Source organism: Paenibacillus sp. 22594 (genome assembly GCF_052044425.1).
Classification (GTDB): Bacteria; Bacillota; Bacilli; order Paenibacillales; family Paenibacillaceae; genus Paenibacillus_AQ.
This window is the reverse complement of the sequence record NZ_JBQENA010000002.1, coordinates 765431-782675: the sequence shown is the minus strand read 5'-3', so window position 1 is coordinate 782675 and position 17245 is coordinate 765431. Positions and strand designations below refer to the sequence as shown.

Here is a 17245-nt window from a genome sequence, read left to right as displayed (position 1 = left end):
CTCTTAATCACTTGTTTCCGTATGATTCTTAGCTTTCCTGATTACAGCAGTTTTCATACGTTTCTTACCTTCCCGGCATACATCCAAGAGCGGGCACACCTGACATTTGGGATTCTGTGCTTTACAGTGATAGCGTCCGAAAAAGATCAGCCGGTGATGCGTGAGTGTCCACTCGTCACGCGGCACCGCCTTCATCAGCTTCTTCTCCACTTCCAGCACAGAATCTTTCCAGCCTGCAAGGGCGAGCCTCTTGGACACCCGCTCTACATGTGTATCCACCGCAATGGCCGGGACTCCAAAAGCGTTGGATACTACCACATTTGCGGTCTTGCGCCCCACACCCGGCAAGGTGATCAGCAAATCATGTGCCTGAGGCACCTCTCCACCATACTGTTCAATCAGGATTGAGCAGAGACTTTGAATATGCTTCGCTTTGTTGCGGTACAAACCTATACGCCGGATGTCGCTCTCCAGTTCCTCAATGGGTACTGAAACATAGTCGAGCGGAGCTTTATACTTTTGGAACAGGTCCTCGGTTACTTTATTCACTGTTGCGTCCGTACATTGGGCTGAGAGCAGCACGGCTATCGTCAACTCAAATGCGTTGCTGTGGTTCAGCTCACAATGCGCATCAGGGAACAGCTCTCCGATGGTATCCAGGATGTGGCGGACCTCTGCTACTTTCATAGTGTCCCCTCCACGGAGTGTTACCTCTCACTGCCTGCAGTGAGTGTAACTTCTCAATTGTAAAGAAATATAAGCAAAGTATGTATTGTAACGTACACGTTCATACATTAATAGCTAACACATCACCAGCTGTATATTTCAAAAAAAACGTCTTGATGCAGGCAAAACGCCTGAATCAAGACGGTGTTTCACACGGAAAATCACCAAGCACTTATTGTTTCACTATCTCAACAAGAACATTATTATTGAAATACATTATAATATTATCATTTTCTTTGAGAGATTGCACGGATAAAGTCGTGTCGCCTTGATGAATATATACATTTGCACCCAGCGCAAAGCGGTAATTATTATCGTCAAGACTTGCGCGTTTCACCAAAATCTCATTCGTTCCACTCTCGTAACGCGAGAAGGGACGTGACTGCTGGCTCAATACACGAATAATTGTGGACCCATCGGAGTCTTTGCGCACTTCCACGCGGTCTGAAGTAGTAAGAGAACTGATTGTAGTAGCGGTGGACCCGTCACGGATAATCTTAACCCCACCAGTCGCAGTGAAGGTCTGGGTACCTGCTTTGTAATCCTTCACAGTTAATGTTCCTGCGGTAGCGTTCACTGCTGTCAGCTGACCCGTACTAAGCTTAACCGCTTGGAGGGAGAGCGGTGTGCTGCCATTATACGAGACATTCACAAAGTCACCAACCTTCAAATCACTGATCTTAATGCTCTGTCCAGTGTCGCCGGTCATTGGCAATGTCAGGGTATACAATTCGGTTGTTCCCCCCGACCATTTCACCCCTAGCTTGTTTGCGGCCGCATCCAGGGTAATAATCTCGAGCTGGACAGAAGAATTCACCCGAAGAACCGAAACCACGTTCTGGTTACCGGCAAGTACTGCAGTTACCGCACTGTTAAGAGCCACATCGTTGACTGCTAAATTAGAGCGTCCAAAGATGTCCACTGACTGCGGATAAGGCAAGGTTAGCAGTTGTCCGTTTGCGAGCTTCATCGTCATCGTTTTATTGGTTGTATTCACAGCGGTCAATGTACCATCATATTTGCTGCTCGTCTCCACAGAAATGGCACGCTGACCAGCAGCCACAACATCTACTTTACGGCCTTCGGTCAGTACATACCCCATATTGGTCAATGAAACGTTCGGCATTCCTTCTGAAGCTAGCTTCGTAGTGGTATCGAGCTTCACCAGATGGGCTTTGCCACTGCTGTCCATAACCGTCAGCAGCTGGGTTTTCACACTATAATCAACCACTGTCGCACCAGTAAATTGATCAATTTGGCGGCTTAGAACTTCAATTTTCGTCACCTGGTCACTACTGTTCAATGTGATCTGCACATTGTCTCCGGCAGTAATGTCTGCGATCAGATCACCAATGACAGGGGTAGTAACACCTGGGATTACAATGGCCGGCGTAGCTCCGAGCAGCTTTACTTCACGCGTGCCATCAGACTTTTTGTAGACCACTGTGGAGCTAGTCAGTTCAGTGATCGATCCCTGCACGGTGCGCTCTACCCCTGAAGTCACCTCTACGGACCGGATCATATTATCCTTAACGGTATATTTGACCGAAGCCCCCACCTTGAGATCGGCTGGCAGCAGCACCGAGCTTTGAGAGCTGAACAGGGTAGTGCCATCCTCCCATTTGAAGGATTCGGTTGCCCCATCAGCTGTTTTGAATGTAATGCTCTTGGCGGTAGTATCGACACTTTGAATGGTTCCTGTCGCTGTCTTGTTCACAATACCCGAGGTTACCTGTACCTTAACCAGCTTGCCTGCACCACTGTAGGTCTCCCGAAGCAGGGAAACTTTACTGGCAGCGGTAATGGAGGAAGGGGTAATTACTGCACCGTTCACGTCCACAAAGGAGGTGTTTCCATCATAGCTGTACTGATCATATCCGGTTGGAGAATCCAGCCAGATTGTACCCGGTGTGATTTTGGCAAATACGCCTTCAATGGTCTGCACCTGCTGCGCTGGATCTGTTACTTCTACATAAGCGGCATTGTAGGTTGCTCCGATAACAGTCACTTTGGTATAGGGCTTGATGTCACTGAAATTGATTCTAGTTTCTGAAGTACTGGTAAAATAGGCGGTACTATAAGTTAAATTGAATACAGTTGTTCTCCCGTTATTATATAGCGTCATCTTGCCGTTCTGAAGGGCACTGATGCTTCCTTTGACGGTATTATCATAATCCAATGTATTGTGAGCTTCTGCACGGCTGAAGAAAGTAGCCAGCTGCGCACGGGTCACAGCACCTTGCGGGTCAAACCGGTTGCCGTCCAGACCATTAGCCAAACCCAGATCCACTGCAGTATTAATGTATCCCCGTTTGTTCGCAGTAACTTTGGCATCATCGGCAAAACCGGTCGGTTCACCGGATACAGCAGCAGCATCCGCATTTTTGCCCAGCGCCCGGATCAGAAGCTCGGCTACCCATTCTCGGCTGGCCTGGCGTTCCCCCCAGGAGGTCTTCAGATTATCGGCAGCCATTTCCAACGTCTTATCCAGCAGCCCCTGCTGGAAAGCAAGTACTACATAAGGCTTATAGTAATTGGTAACTTTGAAATCAGTTGGAAGCACAACATCGGTACCGGTGTTCACATTGCCCTGCAACTTCATGAAACGGAGTGCCATGAGCACCGCCTCCTGCTGGGTAATGGAATCCCCCGGACGGAACAGACCGTTATTGCCTACAACAATCCCTTGGGAGGCCAACTTATAAATATGTTTTTCGGCCCAAAAGCCGCTTTTCACGTCAGTAAAAACACCTGCTGCTGCTGCCGGAGCAGTTACGCTAGTCACTGCTGAGGTTGTTATCGGTGCAGTTGTGTCGGCAAACGCGGAAGCTGCTCCGCTAAGCACCATCGTGCCGGCCAGAATTGCGGTTGCCGCTTTGCTGGAATAAGTATGAATAGAACGTTTTGACCTTTTTTGCCCGGACAATAGGTTATTCCCCTCTCTATGGATCATATATTATGCTAGTAAATCATTTCGCCGGTTAACCGGCTTATTCCTGCATTTTCCTTACAAACCGCTGTTTTCTCTGGTCATTGGATGTTCGAGATCCACATGGCCCATGAGACTTTCCACTTGTTCGCCATCTACAAGAACCTCTATCTTCTTCACTTCTTCAAATTGAAACAGGGTCTTAGCCAGTGCGCTGATAGCAAAAGCCTCACCACCAGCACCAAGCTGGGCTTCATCCGGTTTATGAATGTCCATTGTAATCTGGCCGTCCGCAAATTTAAGCGATTTAAGCTCGATTTTACCCCATAAAGGAATCTGGTCAGGGTTGGTGCTGCTCTGAAGGGCTTTGTAGGCCTCGCTGTACTTCTCCACATCATCTGTATAACTTATGTCAGCTTTAGCGGGGATCAGCTCCATTTGCTGAGGATCAGTGAAATACACGGATATGTTCTGACTCTGTTTGTCGGGTGCAGTGGGCTGTTCTGTAGCTGCGGGCGAAGGACTAGCAGGTTCTGCGGTCGGCTGAGCGGTTGCAGTGGCTACAGCGTCCCCACCCCCGTCAGTGCTTTCGGCAGTACTACCAGCGCCGTTCACGACTGTTGTGGAATCTTGTCCAGCATTATCGGCGGGTGCTGCAGCAGGTTTGTCACCGCATCCGGCGATCACAAGTAAAAGCAAAGCTGAAATACCTGCATAGGTCCATTTCTTGTTCATCAACAATTACCCCCTCTGGATGAATATGGGCAGATAGGGCCGCAAAGCCTTTTTGACCTGATGGTACGGCCGAAAGCTGACTTTGCGGCCCTGCTCTGCCGCTTGGCTGCTGCTATAATTTGAGATATTCCTTAATACCGGCGACAATGCCTGCAGCTACTTTATTCTGCAAAGCCTCAGAGAACAACAGGGATTCATCGCCTTTATTGCTCAGGTAACCGACTTCCAGCAGTACAGCAGGCATGGTCGTTTCACGAATGACGTGAAAGTTCCCATAGCGGACACCCCGGTCACTTAATCCGGTTGCCTGGACAAGATACTTATGCATTACGTTCGCCAGCGCCTTGCTGGCAGCCCGTTGATAATAGGTTTCCGATCCGCTAGATACTGATGAACCGCTGCTGTTGGCGTGAACAGAAATAAAGAGGTCCGCTTTAAGATTATTGGCCATGCCTGCCCGGTCCTTGAGTTCCAGGAAAGTATCATCACTCCGGGTAAGCACGACATCGATGTTGTTTTCCTGCTTCAGCAGCGCTGCAGCCTTCAGTACAACTGCCAGATTAAAGTTTTTCTCATATTTGCCGGTTACCCCAACTGCGCCAGAATCCTTGGCTCCATGGCCTGCATCCAGCACTACAATCTTGCGTCCGCTATTGCCGGGCAATGTCGCAGTGTCATCTGTGCTTTGTGCATTCAGATCAATAACGACAAGCTTGGAGGTATCTCCTGATACATCAACGCTATAGTTTTTAGCTTGATTTAGATCAATTACAAAACGAACCGTGTAGGGATTAGTGCTGTATAACGAGTAGCGAACGCCCGAAACATCCGGATAATCGTTTACAGTAAGTTTACCGTTCAAATTCGGGTCAAGTACTTGGCCTGTCCCAAATGCGTCCGAGAATGTGGCATTCGGCAAATCAATTACGATCCGCTCAGGTCCGGATACCTTGGATACCTGCGGCTGCGAACTCCCATCCATTGCAATACTTAGCCTGTTCTCGCTGAAGCTGACGCCATTGACCATGGTTAAATCGGCCGTTGGATCTGCTGGAGGTACGACTACGCCGCTCCCGCCATCCCCAGTACTTTCCCCTGTACCATTGTTACTCTCAGGTATTTCTGGCGTAATAAGATTTACAGCCTTGGCTGTGTTATCCCACTTGACCGTAAGGCCGAACTGTTCACCGATGAACCGGATTGGCACCAGTGTCGTGTCGCTCCTAAGCAGTGGTGCTGTTGTTAGAATCACGGTCTTGTCATCTACCGATGCCGCTGTCTGATCCACAATCAGCTTCATAATCTTGCCCTGCTGTTCAATCGTAACCGTCTTGCTCTTCTGATCCCAGTCCACCTTATATCCAAGGTTTTCAGCAATCATCCTAAGAGGTACCATGATAGAGTTGTTTACATTTTCAACAGAAACGTCCTGTCCTGCGGTGAGCTCCTTGTCATCCAAAAAAATCTTACTGGTCCCGGAGGCCGCATGTCCTTGCTCCGGCAGAACAAATACAAAGAGCAGCAGCAACAGCATAAAAGCAAATTTCTTCATTCTTCACCTCTAAGAATCTAGTATTCCGCCTAAAAAAGCGTTCATGCTGACAATCCGACTGACAACCTTCGACAATCATTAGACTCCAGCTGCCCTTAAAAGTTGCGAATATCTGCCATACAAAAACATGTTTCCTTACCTGCATTTATCGGAGCGACCCATTCTACAATCCGAGATACTCCTTGATTCCGGCAACGATTTCCCGGGCCAGACTATCCTGCAACAGATCGCTGTACAGCGCTGATTCGTTACCGGGATTGGTAAGATAACCTGCCTCTAGAAGTACAGCAGGCATACTCGTTTCTCTAGTGACATGAAGACTTTTATTTCTTACCCCATTATCTTTAAAGCCCGTTCCAGCGACCAGATGCTTATGCATGATCTGGGCGAGAGGCAAGCTTTCCGTCCGTGAATAATAAGTCTCACTGCCATTGACCTTGTCCTTATTCGGATAATCGGCAGGCAAAGAATTGGCGTGCACGGAAATAAACAAATTAGCTTTTGCCGCTTCCGCAATCACTACACGATCCTGTAGTCCAAGTGTGCTGTCCGTGGTTCGCGTGTAGACAACGGTAACCAGTCCCTCCTGATTCAGCAATGCTCCTACCTTTTGAATCACAGCGAGGTTAAAGTTTTTCTCCAGTTTGCCCGTTAAGCTGACAGCACCGGATTGCGTGCCGCCATGACCTGCGTCAAGAGCGACTATCGGCTTCCCGGTGATTCCGGTTCCACCTGTGGTCGGGGCTCCAATACTCCCAGTATTCAAATCAATGGTTACTAGCCCTGTGCTGTCATCCGTACTGACTTGATACGGCTGGCTGCCAACGGTTTGGATAACAAATCTGACAGTGGGCGGGCTTACACTGAATAGTGCATATCTCACATCGGTAATCAGCGGATAGCCGCTTACATCAAGCTTGCCCTGTGGACTTCCGCTGGTGGAAACACCAGGAAAGCTCCCCACAAAATCGGATGCAAATGCAGCACCGGGAAAATCTATGATGATACGGTCCGGACTGCTGATCTTGGTTACAGTAGGCTTGGCTCCCCCAGCTGCAGCGATGATCAGTCTGTTCTCACTGAATACCGCGCCCATTACTTGAGGTGAAGTAGCCACGGTACCCGCACTTCCCGGAATAGGGGTAGGTGTAGGTGCAATCACTCCGGTTACAATATCTCCCCCTGTCCCTTGACTGTCTGTAGGGACGGAGCTTGCTTGTGGAGTCGGGGTTGGTGTTAAGGTTGGTGCTGGAATAGGTGTTGCAGTCGGCTGTGGAACATTTGAACCGATAGGTTCACCCGTTATTCCGCCACTCAAGTAGACCGTTTTGTCACTATTATCCCATCCAACCTTCAGGCCAAACTGCTCGCTGACGAAACGGATAGGTACCAGCACTGTGCCACCGGTCTGTTTTGGCGCCGCATTCAGTACCAGAGACACTCCGTCAGCTTCAGCTGTTTTGCTGCCTACGGCCAGTTGGACACTTTTCCCATCCTGCTGAACGGTGACTTTATGTGACTTCTGCTCCCACAGCACCTCAAATCCCAAATTCTCAACTACCACACGGATAGGAATCATAACGCTTCCATTTACGTTTTCCAGGTTGATTCCCTTGGGAAGCTCTAACTCCTTGTTGTCCATTACAATTCTGCCCGCGCTGTTCCCGGCAGCAGCGGCTTCATGGCCGGCGAATGATAGCAGTAGCAGTGGCAGCAGCAATAGAAATAGCACCCGTTGTCCGGCTTTTCTCATCCTTTCCTCTCCTTCTGGCAAATGATAGATACATAGATAAGATTAAGACGACAGAAAACTCCAAAAGTTGCCTTCTCAGGCAATGAATATATCGATTATAGCAAAAAAACTTCTATTTCCGACACCCGGAAATAGAAGTTTTGTGTAAATATTGTAAAGTTTTCGTATTGACTTCTTTTAAGAAAACAGCTTAGCGGCGTGGCGCTCCTCATAAGCAGCGATTTCGTCCGCATGCTGAAGAGTAAGCCCGATATCATCCAGCCCCTGCAGCAGAAACTGGCGGCGGTGCTCATCCAGCTCAAACGTAATGCTAAGGCCGTAATCATCATTGAGTTGGTTATTTTCCAGATCCACCGTCAAATTATAGCCTTCATGCTCTGCCGTACGTTTGAACAGCTCATCTACCTGGGCTTCCGAGAGCTTAATCGGCAGAATGCCGTTTTTGAAGCAGTTGTTGTAGAAAATATCCGCATACGAAGGTGCAATCACGACTCTGAAGCCGTAATCCATAATCGCCCAAGGTGCGTGCTCACGTGAAGAGCCGCAGCCGAAATTGGCCCGGGAGATCAGAACCGAAGCCCCTTTATAGCGGGGTTTGTTCATTTCAAATGCCGCATTATCATTTCCAGCTTCATCAAAACGCCATTCGTAGAACAGAAATTGTCCAAAACCCGTACGTTCGATCCGTTTCAAAAATTGTTTAGGGATAATAGCATCTGTATCTACATTTACCCGGTCCACCGGGGCAACGATTCCGGTTAATTTCTTGAATTCTTCCATGATTATATCCTCCTGCTCTCTCAAGTTCTATGCGTTGACGGCTTCCGTTTTATAGTTCCAGTCACGGACATCAGTAAAGTGACCCTTGATTGCAGCCGCAGCCGCCATAGCAGGAGAAACCAGATGCGTGCGTCCGCCGCGTCCCTGACGTCCTTCAAAGTTGCGGTTCGAGGTAGATGCGCAGCGCTGTCCAGGCTGCAGAACATCCGGGTTCATAGCCAGGCACATACTGCAGCCTGCTTCCCGCCATTCGAATCCTGCTTCAGTAAATACTTTATCAAGCCCTTCCTTCTCGGCCTGAAGCTTCACGCGTCCTGATCCCGGAACCACTATTGCGGTAACCTGATTGGACACCTTATGTCCCTTGGCTACCTCGGCGGCAGCCCGCAAATCTTCAATGCGTCCATTCGTGCAAGATCCGATGAAGACATAATCTATGCCGATTTCGGAAATTGGGGTTCCTGGCACCAAATCCATATATTCAAGCGCTTTTTCAGCTGCTTTGCGTTCATTTTCTGTTGTGAAATCCGCCGGATTCGGCACAGTGGAGCTGATATCCGTACCCATACCCGGGCTGGTTCCCCAGGTTACCTGCGGAATCAAAGTCTCTACATCGAATTCAACAATCGTATCGTACTCTGCACCTTCGTCACTGACAAACCCTTTCCAGGTTTCAACGGCAGCTTCATAAGCTTCACCCTGCGGTACGTATTGGCGTCCGCGCAGGTAGTTGAAGGTAGTTTCATCCGGAGCAATCAGACCCGCTCTTGCCCCGCCTTCGATCGACATGTTGCAGACGGTCATGCGTTCTTCCATCGACAGCTCGCGAATCGCTTCGCCTGTATATTCGATAACATAGCCGGTAGCAAAATCCGTACCGTATTTGGCAATCACACCGAGGATCATATCCTTAGCAGTAACACCGGGATTACGTTTGCCGGTGAAGCGTACTTCCATCGTTTTGGCCTTCGATTGCTGCAGGCACTGGGTGGCCAGCACATGCTCTACTTCACTGGTACCGATTCCGAAAGCCAACGCGCCGAATGCCCCGTGTGTGGAGGTATGGCTGTCGCCGCAGACGATGGTTTTACCAGGATGAGTCAATCCGATTTCCGGACCCATAACATGCACTACACCTTGGTCAATATCATTCAAATCGAACAGTCTTACACCAAAGTCACGACAGTTCTGCGACAGGGTATCAATCTGCTGCTTGGAAATAGGGTCCGTGATATTGTAGCGGTCCTTGGTAGGCACGTTATGATCCATAGTTGCAAAAGTAAGACCCGGACGGCGAACCTGGCGGCCGCTGAGACGAAGCCCTTCAAAAGCCTGCGGGGAAGTAACCTCATGCACCAGATGCAGATCGATGTAAATGATACTTGGCTTGCCTTCCTCCTGGTGGATTACGTGATTGTCCCAAATTTTTTCAAACATTGTCTTGTTGCCCATGTTTTCACCTCATATAGTAGAATCGTTCATTGGAAGAGAAAGTGGAGTCTCTCTTGAATGCTCTAAATATAACATCGCCACGTTTATAATTCCAAGATATGATTTCTATAAAAGCCATAGGCGGAGCCTATAAGGCTGGATAAGGTACAAAAAAGGACACTCCAAGAAAAAACTAAGGAATGCCCATCATTTTAGTAATAAACTTATCAACTTAATTTTCAATTAGTTATTTTTCGGATGATCAATATTACCTACTTGTAGATTTAACAGACTTACTAATTCCTTTGAATTATTACTCATTCCGTCGTCAACATTCTGATTCTTTTTAGAATTGAAAAGCAGCTGCGAATTGTTTTCTGTACTTGTAGACTCCTTCTCAGCTTGTTTAATTTCACTCAATAGAACCTTTGATCCGTCTGAATAAACAATGTACTGTCTAATATAAGCGCCTTCCTTCGCTGTAACCAGTTTCCCTTTTTTTTCTACCGATTTGTCCTTCTTTTCATCTTCTTCTTTCTTTTCATTTATTTGTACGAGTAGCGTTGATTCAAACAAATCTTTATTGCTTGATAGATTGTTGCGTTGGTTACTATAATAAACGCTAGGACTAGAATTATTAATACGCATGCTTCCACATCCTCTTCCAATAGATTTTATTTATCATTTAATATCGGTATCTTTTGTTGAGAAATGAATGTAAACTGGATTTTTATCCCAAATCAACCTTCTCAGGCGCTCTCGGAGACACCTTATCTCCATTACACTCACTCCTTCGGATAAAATAAAGAAGCCGCCTATCAATGAGCGACCTTGTTACCTTGTTATCTAACTATTCGTTATAGCCTTGAAGGGAATCGAACCCTCTGATCCATGAGGCCAAATTAGTAAAAACCCGTACTTGCATTGTAATGATCACAATGTCCATAAGACGCGCCCGGGTGGAGCACGCTGAGAGTGTTGTTAAACCCTCGTCCCCCGCAACCATACCGCCGCAACAAGTGCATAAGACTTCCCTTAGTAATGCAGACAGTCTACTCAGCATAGTTGAGTCCTCCCACGATAAAAGGTAGCAGGGACACCCGGACGCTGTTGCCGTTAACACCACCTCAAATTAATCCAGCCAGTTATTTCGTGGCGACTATTAGGAGATGGCTTGCCGATCCATTGGCTATTCATCGTCAATTCCCCCTTATCATTAGAAGTCATCCTTTACGTAGCGGGCATATGTCCGCTCAATCCAAGCAAGCCCCTCCTCTTTGGTCATACGCTGGACCTCTTGTTTGATGGTAGGTTATTTTCAGAAGGCCACGTGCGAAATGTAGTGTTCTTCCGGGTCATCTTCTTTTGAGGTAACGTCAATACCTTCCTTCAAAACTGGACGGCTGTTATTCCCCAGCATATGAAGACCGCGGTACTCTCTTCAATAAAGCCGAAGATTATCCCTCCCATGCGTTGCCGCAGGTCATCAGCTTGAGGTTCTTTGAAACGATGTTCATTAAAGCGAAAGCAAAATAATTCGTCCCCATTACTAATTTTATCAAAGGGTTTTTGCCTGATATATTCTATAAAAGCCATAGGTTTGATCTATAAGTCCTGATATGGAACGAAGAGGCCTGGCACAAGTTGATTTATATATAGCATCACTTATAGGTTATACTTATAACTATATCATTTACTATTAAGGAGTCTTTTCATGGAACTTAGACAGCTTCAATATGCATTACAGATCGCTGCAGAACGCAATTTTTCCCGTGCTGCAGACAAGCTGCATATCGCTCAGCCTTCACTCAGCCAGCAGCTATCGAAGCTGGAGAAGGAGCTTGGCGTTCTTCTTTTTCAGCGGAATACCAGCTCAGTGGAACTTACTCATGCCGGGGAGAAATTTGTGGAGCAGGCGCAGACGATTATTGATGCAGTAGAGCTATTACGGCAGGAGATGTCGGATATCTCCCAGTTGCGGACCGGACATGTGGTTGTAGGGAGCATGCCCATCACCGGTGCGCATTTGCTGCCGCATGTGCTGCCTGTGTTCAAAAGCAAATTCGCCGAGGTTGAAATCACGCTGCTCGAAGATTCCTCCATGAATCTGGAAAAACTCACGGCCAGCGGTCAAACGGACTTAAGCCTGCTTTCCTTGCCTTTGGAGATCCCGACACTCGCTTACGAAGTGCTGGGTGAAGAGCGGATCGACCTGGCCGTCCCGCCAGAGCACCCACTCGCTTCAAGGAGTGCAGCTGGGATTCGCACCTCTCTAGAGGAGCTTAAGGATGAGCCATTCATTGTTCTAAAAGAAGGCCAGGGCTTTCGTAAAATGACCGTCGAATTATGCCGGGGAGCCGGCTTTGAGCCGCGTATCGTATTTGAGAGCAATAATATGGAGACCGTTCAATCGCTCGTCGCTACCGGAATGGGAGTAACACTGGTCCCCCACTTTATCGCCCGGGCGCCGCGCAGTGAGTTCGTTCCCGTCTATTTGCCCCTGGCCGAGCCGGTGCCTAGCCGTACATTGGTGGTTGCCTACAGGCGCGGACGCTATTTATCTAAAGCAGCAGAAGCTTTTATAGAAACCTTCAAAACAACCGTCAAAGATCTTTCCGATGAATAGCCAACCAGCAATTAGCTTATGGATACAAAATAATAGGAGTTCTGAGCTGGTCTTGCTTTTCTCTTAAATGCCTCTCCTGGTAAAAATATTACTTACGTCACACTTTGCAAACCCGACATTTGCGTGGTATTCTAAATGACAAATAGTGAAACGTGCAGACGGGACCAGTACGAATAGGCGATTATCCGTGATCAGAGAGTAAATTCCGGCAGGCTGGGAGAATTTACCGCGGTTGTCCATTCCGAATCCTACCCCCGAGCGGCCTGCCCTAGCAGGACGGAAACTCCCGTTATGAGAATGAAGTCGGATGAACCCTCATCAATGAAGGTGGTACCGCGGAAGTTTACCAAGCTTTCGTCCTTTGCTAAGTCTAAGGATGGGGGCTTTTTGTCGTTTTCAGCGTGAAATGGATGTAAATTTAAGAAGGAAGTGAACCACATTGACAACACGAATCGTGGTCAAAATCGGCAGCAGCTCGCTCACCGGACCTGAAGGTGGATTGAACCGTGAAGCAGTAGCTTTCTTTGCTGCCGAAATTGCCGGACTGCGCAAGGCCGGGTGTGAAGTACTGCTCGTTACCTCCGGTGCCGTAGCCGCTGGATTTCGGGGCATCGGCTACCCATCGCGCCCCAAGCTTCTGCATGAGAAGCAAGCTGCAGCTGCGGTCGGCCAGGTAATGCTGATGCAGGCCTACCAGGAAGCCTTTGCGGAGCACGGCATTCCCACTGCGCAGATCCTGCTGACCCGAACCGATTTTTGCAGCCGGCGGGCAATGAACAACGCAGTGATGACAGTAGAGGAACTCCTGCGGCAAGGAGCGGTACCCGTATTTAATGAAAATGATACCGTTTCGGTAGATGAGTTGAAATTCGGCGATAACGATACCTTATCGGCCCTGGTGGCAAATCTGCTGAAAGCCTCCCATCTCTTCGTGCTGACCGATATGGACGGATTATACAGTGGAGATCCCCGCAAAAATCCGGCGGCCATACGCTATGAGCGTGTGGAGGAGATCACCCCGGAGATTTATGCCTTTGCCGGAGGCGCTGGCTCCAGTGTTGGCACAGGCGGCATGCGTTCCAAGATCGATGCTGCCAAAATCGCCACTCGAGGCGGAGTCCCCGTCTTCATAGGCAGAGCAACAGAGCCTGGCGATTTGCAGCTGGCGGCTGAAGGCAACGGAAAAGGCACCTATTTTGCCACTACCCTGTCTTCCTTGCCCGTCAAGAAACAGTGGCTCGGGTTCATGTCCACTCCTCTCGGCTCTCTGTATGTGGATGAAGGTGCGGTGGAAGCACTTCTCCATGGCGGACATAGCCTGCTGCCAGTAGGTGTGAAACGGATTGAAGGGAGTTTTCATTCTGGGGATGTTGTGGAGGTCCTTGGACCTGACGCCAAGCTGCTTGGGCGGGGAATTGTGAACTACGACGACTCCCAGCTCCGCACTATTCAGGGACTGCCAAGCGGTCAGATCGTGCCGAAGCTGGGTGAAGTTCACCGGCTGGAGGTCATCCACCGTGATGAATGGATTACTTTGCGTTAACAGCTCGAAGCGTTTTCCGAACCTGATTCCAAGGTGTAAAGCTCAAAAAACTTTTAGGAGGTTATAACATGAGTGAGGTTGTAAACAAGGCCGCATTAGCCAAAGAAACTGCCAGTGTACTGGCCAGTCTGAGCACCGGTCAAAAAAATGAGGCCTTGCTGATTATGGCCGAAGCCTTGATCCGTGAAGCTCCCGCGATCATTGCTGCTAATAGCGAAGATTTGGAGCGAGGGCGGCTCGGCGGTACTCCGGAATCAATGCTTGACCGGCTGGCACTGGATGTCGGACGGATCACAAGCATCGCAGAAGGACTCCGGCAAATAGCCGAACTGCCTGATCCTATCGGTGACAACCTGGAAACCATCGAACGTCCAAATGGACTGTTTATTGAGAAAATCCGTGTACCGCTGGGTGTCATTGGCATTATCTACGAGGCACGTCCTAATGTAACGGTAGATGCTGCGGGTTTATGTCTGAAAACAGGGAATGCTGTAGTCCTGCGCGGCGGCTCCTCTGCTCTGTCTTCCAACCGCAAAATCATTGAGGTGCTGCACCGTGCACTTACCGAAACGGCCATTCCAAGCCAAGCGCTGCAATTGATCGAAGATCCGAACCGTTCCTCAGTAGATGAGATGCTGAAGCTGAACGGACTGCTTGATGTAATCATCCCACGCGGTGGAAGCGCGCTGATTCAGAATGTAGTGCTCAATGCTACAGTGCCCGTCATTGAAACGGGGGCAGGCATATGCCATACTTATCTCGATGCCAGTGCTGATCCGGAAATGTCACTGTCGATCAGCCTGAACGCCAAGGCCCAGCGTCCCTCCGTGTGCAACTCCATGGAGACGCTGCTGGTCCACCGGGATTTTGCTGCAGAGCATCTCCTTGCTGTAGCAGAAGCATTCCGCGAAATCCCTGTAGAGCTGCGCGGCTGTCCAGAGACGGTTGCTAGGATTCCTTGGGCATTGCCGGCATCCAAAGAGGATTTCGCTACAGAGTACAATGACTATATCCTTAATATCAAAGTCGTCGGCGGGCTGGATGAAGCACTGCAGCATATTGCTGAGTTCAGTACCCGGCATTCCGAATGCATCGTAACCGCAGATGCGGGTAACGCCGAACGTTTCCTGCAAGAAGTGGATGCCGCTGCTGTCTATCATAACGCCTCAACGCGTTTCACTGATGGCTTCGAGTTCGGATTTGGGGCAGAGATTGGCATCAGCACCCAAAAGCTGCATGCCCGCGGCCCTATGGGACTGCCAGCATTGACTTCAACCAAATACAAAATTCACGGCTCTGGACAAATCCGGGGATAAACCTATGCTGCCGAAGCCAGTTTTTCGAAGAAATTCCAATGAAGTATACCCTCAAATCTTAGGAGGACTTAAGCCATGTGTCAGCAACCTGCAATACCATTAATTAATCACAACATTGTTTTTTACGGCGCTGGCTCGATGGCGGAAGCGATTGTGCGCGGCATGATTGCCCGTAATGTGGTGGATTCCGGCAATATCGTGATGCTGAACCGCAGCAGCAGTGAGCGTCTGAGCGAGCTCCGCAGCCGTTATGGGGTGCTCGGCAGTAACGAACCTGAACAAAAAAATGAATATCTGCGCACAGCTCCGGTTATCGTGCTCGCTATGAAGCCCAAGGATGCTGCCGAAGCTTTGCGCGGCCTAGGGCCTCTGCTCTCTCCTGACCAGCTGGTGATCTCCGTGATCGCAGGTATGACTATTCGGACGATGCAGGGCCTGCTTGGGAAACCACAGCCGGTTGTGCGTACCATGCCTAATACCTCCAGCTCCATCGGACTCGGAGCAACCGGCATTGCCTTCTCCAAGGAAGTCAATGAGCCGAGCCGCCGGACCGCGCTCAACATCTTTGAAGCGGTTGGATTAACTTCTGTGATCGATGAAGAACGCATGGAAACCCTAACCGGGATTTCGGGTAGTGGTCCGGCGTACATCTATTACATGATGGAGGCCATGATTGCAGCAGGGATCCGCGGAGGTCTGCCAGCTGATCAGAGCAGAGAGCTGACCGTTCAGACTGTCCTTGGTGCTGCCCGGATGGTGCAGCAGACCGGTGAAGAACCAGCCGCCTTGCGTAAAAAAGTCACCTCACCCAATGGGTCCACACAGGCTGCTCTAGAGGTACTTGAAAAAGGGGATTTCTTCGAGACCGTAATTTCCGCTGTGAACCGCTGCGCCGAGCGCTCCCGCGAAATGGGAGTAGCACTGGAAAAAGAGCTTTCATAAATATTCATATCTTAAAAACCAAAAACAACCGTACTTCACATGGCTAACCAGCCAATGGAAGTACGGTTGTTTCTATATTAGGAAGGACGTTGAACGTTTCCCGTCCGATTAAGGGCAAGAAACTTCAGCTGATTCTCTTTTCATCTGCCGCCGCTGCGGAACTTCTGAGAGTAGGCCTTAACATCCTGGGCATTCTTTACCCGGTTTCGGGCCCATTCCAGCAGTATACGGTCAATATAGCGGAAATGAACTTTACCGGCGAATACAGACTCTTTCAGAGCGAGAAGAATCAATTCCTCCGGGTACTTATCCTGATCTACCCAACCGGAAATGGTTTCACATTCCATCGGGGAAAGCGGACGTCCAAATTCCTTTTCAAAAATTGTGAACAGACTGCGGCTCTCCTCCGCAACCCTGCCCGCAGGAGCAGCTGGACTCCCGTAGCCTCCATCCGGAGCAGGAGCCCCTGTATGATGTGCAGACGTCCGAAGACTGGGCACGCTACTTACAGGTTTGCTTCTCTCCTTAACGGATTCTTGAGCAAGTACCGCCAGAAACGCTCCTAGCTTATCATACAAGCCTGAGAAGTTATAGCGTTCATAGTGGATATCTCTCAGCTCGTCGTTGTCCTCATCAATGCTGATGAAGCCTTCCTTCATAAGCTTCTGCAGTTCTCCCGCTATTGCTGATATGCTGCGTCCGGTTACTGTCTGAAGTTCCTCCAGTGAAGGGAATTCAATTCCCTCCACCTGGCGGAAGGACAGCAAATGAATAAGCAGCATCGCTTCACTGCCGGTCAGGCTCAGCTTCCGGTAATACTTCAAGAGTGCGTAAGGAATGACGGCCATCCCGTTTTGGAGGCCAAAAGACACGCCTTCGCCCCAGGTACTCCATCCTTTGCCTTCCATGCGC

13 protein-coding genes are annotated in these 17245 nt (G+C 49.2%); 4 read left to right on the top strand and 9 right to left on the bottom strand.

Annotated elements, in window-relative coordinates:
• Positions 1 to 3 precede the first annotated feature (3 nt).
• From nth to ACTJKB_RS10300, 8 genes are all read right to left on the bottom strand, one after another.
• Positions 4 to 687, bottom strand: a complete 684-nt coding sequence (gene nth, locus ACTJKB_RS10335; RefSeq protein WP_440833714.1) for an endonuclease III — start codon at positions 685 to 687, stop codon at positions 4 to 6.
• A 211-nt stretch (positions 688 to 898) separates the two neighbouring features.
• Positions 899 to 3652 (bottom strand): S-layer homology domain-containing protein, encoded by a 2754-nt coding sequence (locus ACTJKB_RS10330; RefSeq protein WP_440833713.1) that lies wholly within the window; start codon positions 3650 to 3652, stop codon positions 899 to 901.
• Positions 3653 to 3733: 81 nt separating this feature from the next.
• Complete coding sequence (locus ACTJKB_RS10325) at positions 3734 to 4390, bottom strand: GerMN domain-containing protein (RefSeq protein WP_440833711.1); 657 nt, start codon at positions 4388 to 4390, stop codon at positions 3734 to 3736.
• A 112-nt stretch (positions 4391 to 4502) separates the two neighbouring features.
• Positions 4503 to 5942, bottom strand: a complete 1440-nt coding sequence (locus ACTJKB_RS10320) for an N-acetylmuramoyl-L-alanine amidase (protein WP_440833710.1) — start codon at positions 5940 to 5942, stop codon at positions 4503 to 4505.
• Positions 5943 to 6105: 163 nt separating this feature from the next.
• The gene (locus ACTJKB_RS10315; protein WP_440833709.1) at positions 6106 to 7695 is read right to left on the bottom strand and encodes an N-acetylmuramoyl-L-alanine amidase; all 1590 of its coding nucleotides are present in this window, start codon (positions 7693 to 7695) and stop codon (positions 6106 to 6108) included.
• 177 nt (positions 7696 to 7872) lie between these two features.
• Positions 7873 to 8475: a 3-isopropylmalate dehydratase small subunit gene (gene leuD, locus ACTJKB_RS10310; protein WP_440833707.1), complete on the bottom strand. Its 603-nt coding sequence runs from the start codon at positions 8473 to 8475 to the stop codon at positions 7873 to 7875.
• A gap of 27 nt (positions 8476 to 8502) precedes the next feature.
• Complete coding sequence (gene leuC / locus ACTJKB_RS10305) at positions 8503 to 9927, bottom strand: 3-isopropylmalate dehydratase large subunit (RefSeq protein ID WP_440833706.1); 1425 nt, start codon at positions 9925 to 9927, stop codon at positions 8503 to 8505.
• A gap of 222 nt (positions 9928 to 10149) precedes the next feature.
• On the bottom strand, positions 10150 to 10554 hold the full coding sequence (locus ACTJKB_RS10300) for a hypothetical protein (protein ID WP_440833705.1): 405 nt from the start codon (positions 10552 to 10554) through the stop codon (positions 10150 to 10152).
• A 1066-nt stretch (positions 10555 to 11620) separates the two neighbouring features.
• Between ACTJKB_RS10300 and ACTJKB_RS10295 the strand changes: the two genes are divergently transcribed.
• The 4 genes from ACTJKB_RS10295 to proC all read left to right on the top strand — a co-directional run bounded on the left by ACTJKB_RS10295 (position 11621) and on the right by proC (position 16333).
• On the top strand, positions 11621 to 12532 hold the full coding sequence (locus ACTJKB_RS10295; protein ID WP_440833703.1) for a LysR family transcriptional regulator: 912 nt from the start codon (positions 11621 to 11623) through the stop codon (positions 12530 to 12532).
• A gap of 439 nt (positions 12533 to 12971) precedes the next feature.
• Positions 12972 to 14075 (top strand): glutamate 5-kinase, encoded by a 1104-nt coding sequence (proB, locus tag ACTJKB_RS10290; RefSeq protein WP_440833702.1) that lies wholly within the window; start codon positions 12972 to 12974, stop codon positions 14073 to 14075.
• Positions 14076 to 14143: 68 nt separating this feature from the next.
• The gene (locus ACTJKB_RS10285; RefSeq protein ID WP_440833700.1) at positions 14144 to 15391 is read left to right on the top strand and encodes a glutamate-5-semialdehyde dehydrogenase; all 1248 of its coding nucleotides are present in this window, start codon (positions 14144 to 14146) and stop codon (positions 15389 to 15391) included.
• Between the two features lie 75 nt (positions 15392 to 15466).
• Positions 15467 to 16333 (top strand): pyrroline-5-carboxylate reductase, encoded by an 867-nt coding sequence (proC, locus tag ACTJKB_RS10280; RefSeq protein ID WP_440833699.1) that lies wholly within the window; start codon positions 15467 to 15469, stop codon positions 16331 to 16333.
• 140 nt (positions 16334 to 16473) lie between these two features.
• Here proC and ACTJKB_RS10275 read toward each other — a convergent pair whose 3' ends face one another.
• Entirely contained in the window at positions 16474 to 17241 is a 768-nt protein-coding gene (locus ACTJKB_RS10275; RefSeq protein WP_440833698.1) for a DnaD domain protein, read from the bottom strand.
• Positions 17242 to 17245: the final 4 nt, after the last annotated feature.

What these genes read in the sequence shown, in the direction of transcription:
- nth (WP_440833714.1), bottom strand. Translation starts at nt 687, where the DNA reads ATGAAAGTAGCAGAGGTCCGCCACATCCTGGATACCATCGGAGAGCTG.
- ACTJKB_RS10325 (WP_440833711.1), bottom strand. Translation starts at nt 4,390, where the DNA reads ATGAACAAGAAATGGACCTATGCAGGTATTTCAGCTTTGCTTTTACTT.
- ACTJKB_RS10320 (WP_440833710.1), bottom strand. Translation starts at nt 5,942, where the DNA reads ATGAAGAAATTTGCTTTTATGCTGTTGCTGCTGCTCTTTGTATTTGTT.
- ACTJKB_RS10315 (WP_440833709.1), bottom strand. Translation starts at nt 7,695, where the DNA reads ATGAGAAAAGCCGGACAACGGGTGCTATTTCTATTGCTGCTGCCACTG.
- leuD (WP_440833707.1), bottom strand. Translation starts at nt 8,475, where the DNA reads ATGGAAGAATTCAAGAAATTAACCGGAATCGTTGCCCCGGTGGACCGG.
- leuC (WP_440833706.1), bottom strand. Translation starts at nt 9,927, where the DNA reads ATGGGCAACAAGACAATGTTTGAAAAAATTTGGGACAATCACGTAATC.
- ACTJKB_RS10300 (WP_440833705.1), bottom strand. Translation starts at nt 10,554, where the DNA reads ATGCGTATTAATAATTCTAGTCCTAGCGTTTATTATAGTAACCAACGC.
- ACTJKB_RS10295 (WP_440833703.1), top strand. Translation starts at nt 11,621, where the DNA reads ATGGAACTTAGACAGCTTCAATATGCATTACAGATCGCTGCAGAACGC.
- ACTJKB_RS10285 (WP_440833700.1), top strand. Translation starts at nt 14,144, where the DNA reads ATGAGTGAGGTTGTAAACAAGGCCGCATTAGCCAAAGAAACTGCCAGT.
- proC (WP_440833699.1), top strand. Translation starts at nt 15,467, where the DNA reads ATGTGTCAGCAACCTGCAATACCATTAATTAATCACAACATTGTTTTT.
- ACTJKB_RS10275 (WP_440833698.1), bottom strand. Translation starts at nt 17,241, where the DNA reads ATGGAAGGCAAAGGATGGAGTACCTGGGGCGAAGGCGTGTCTTTTGGC.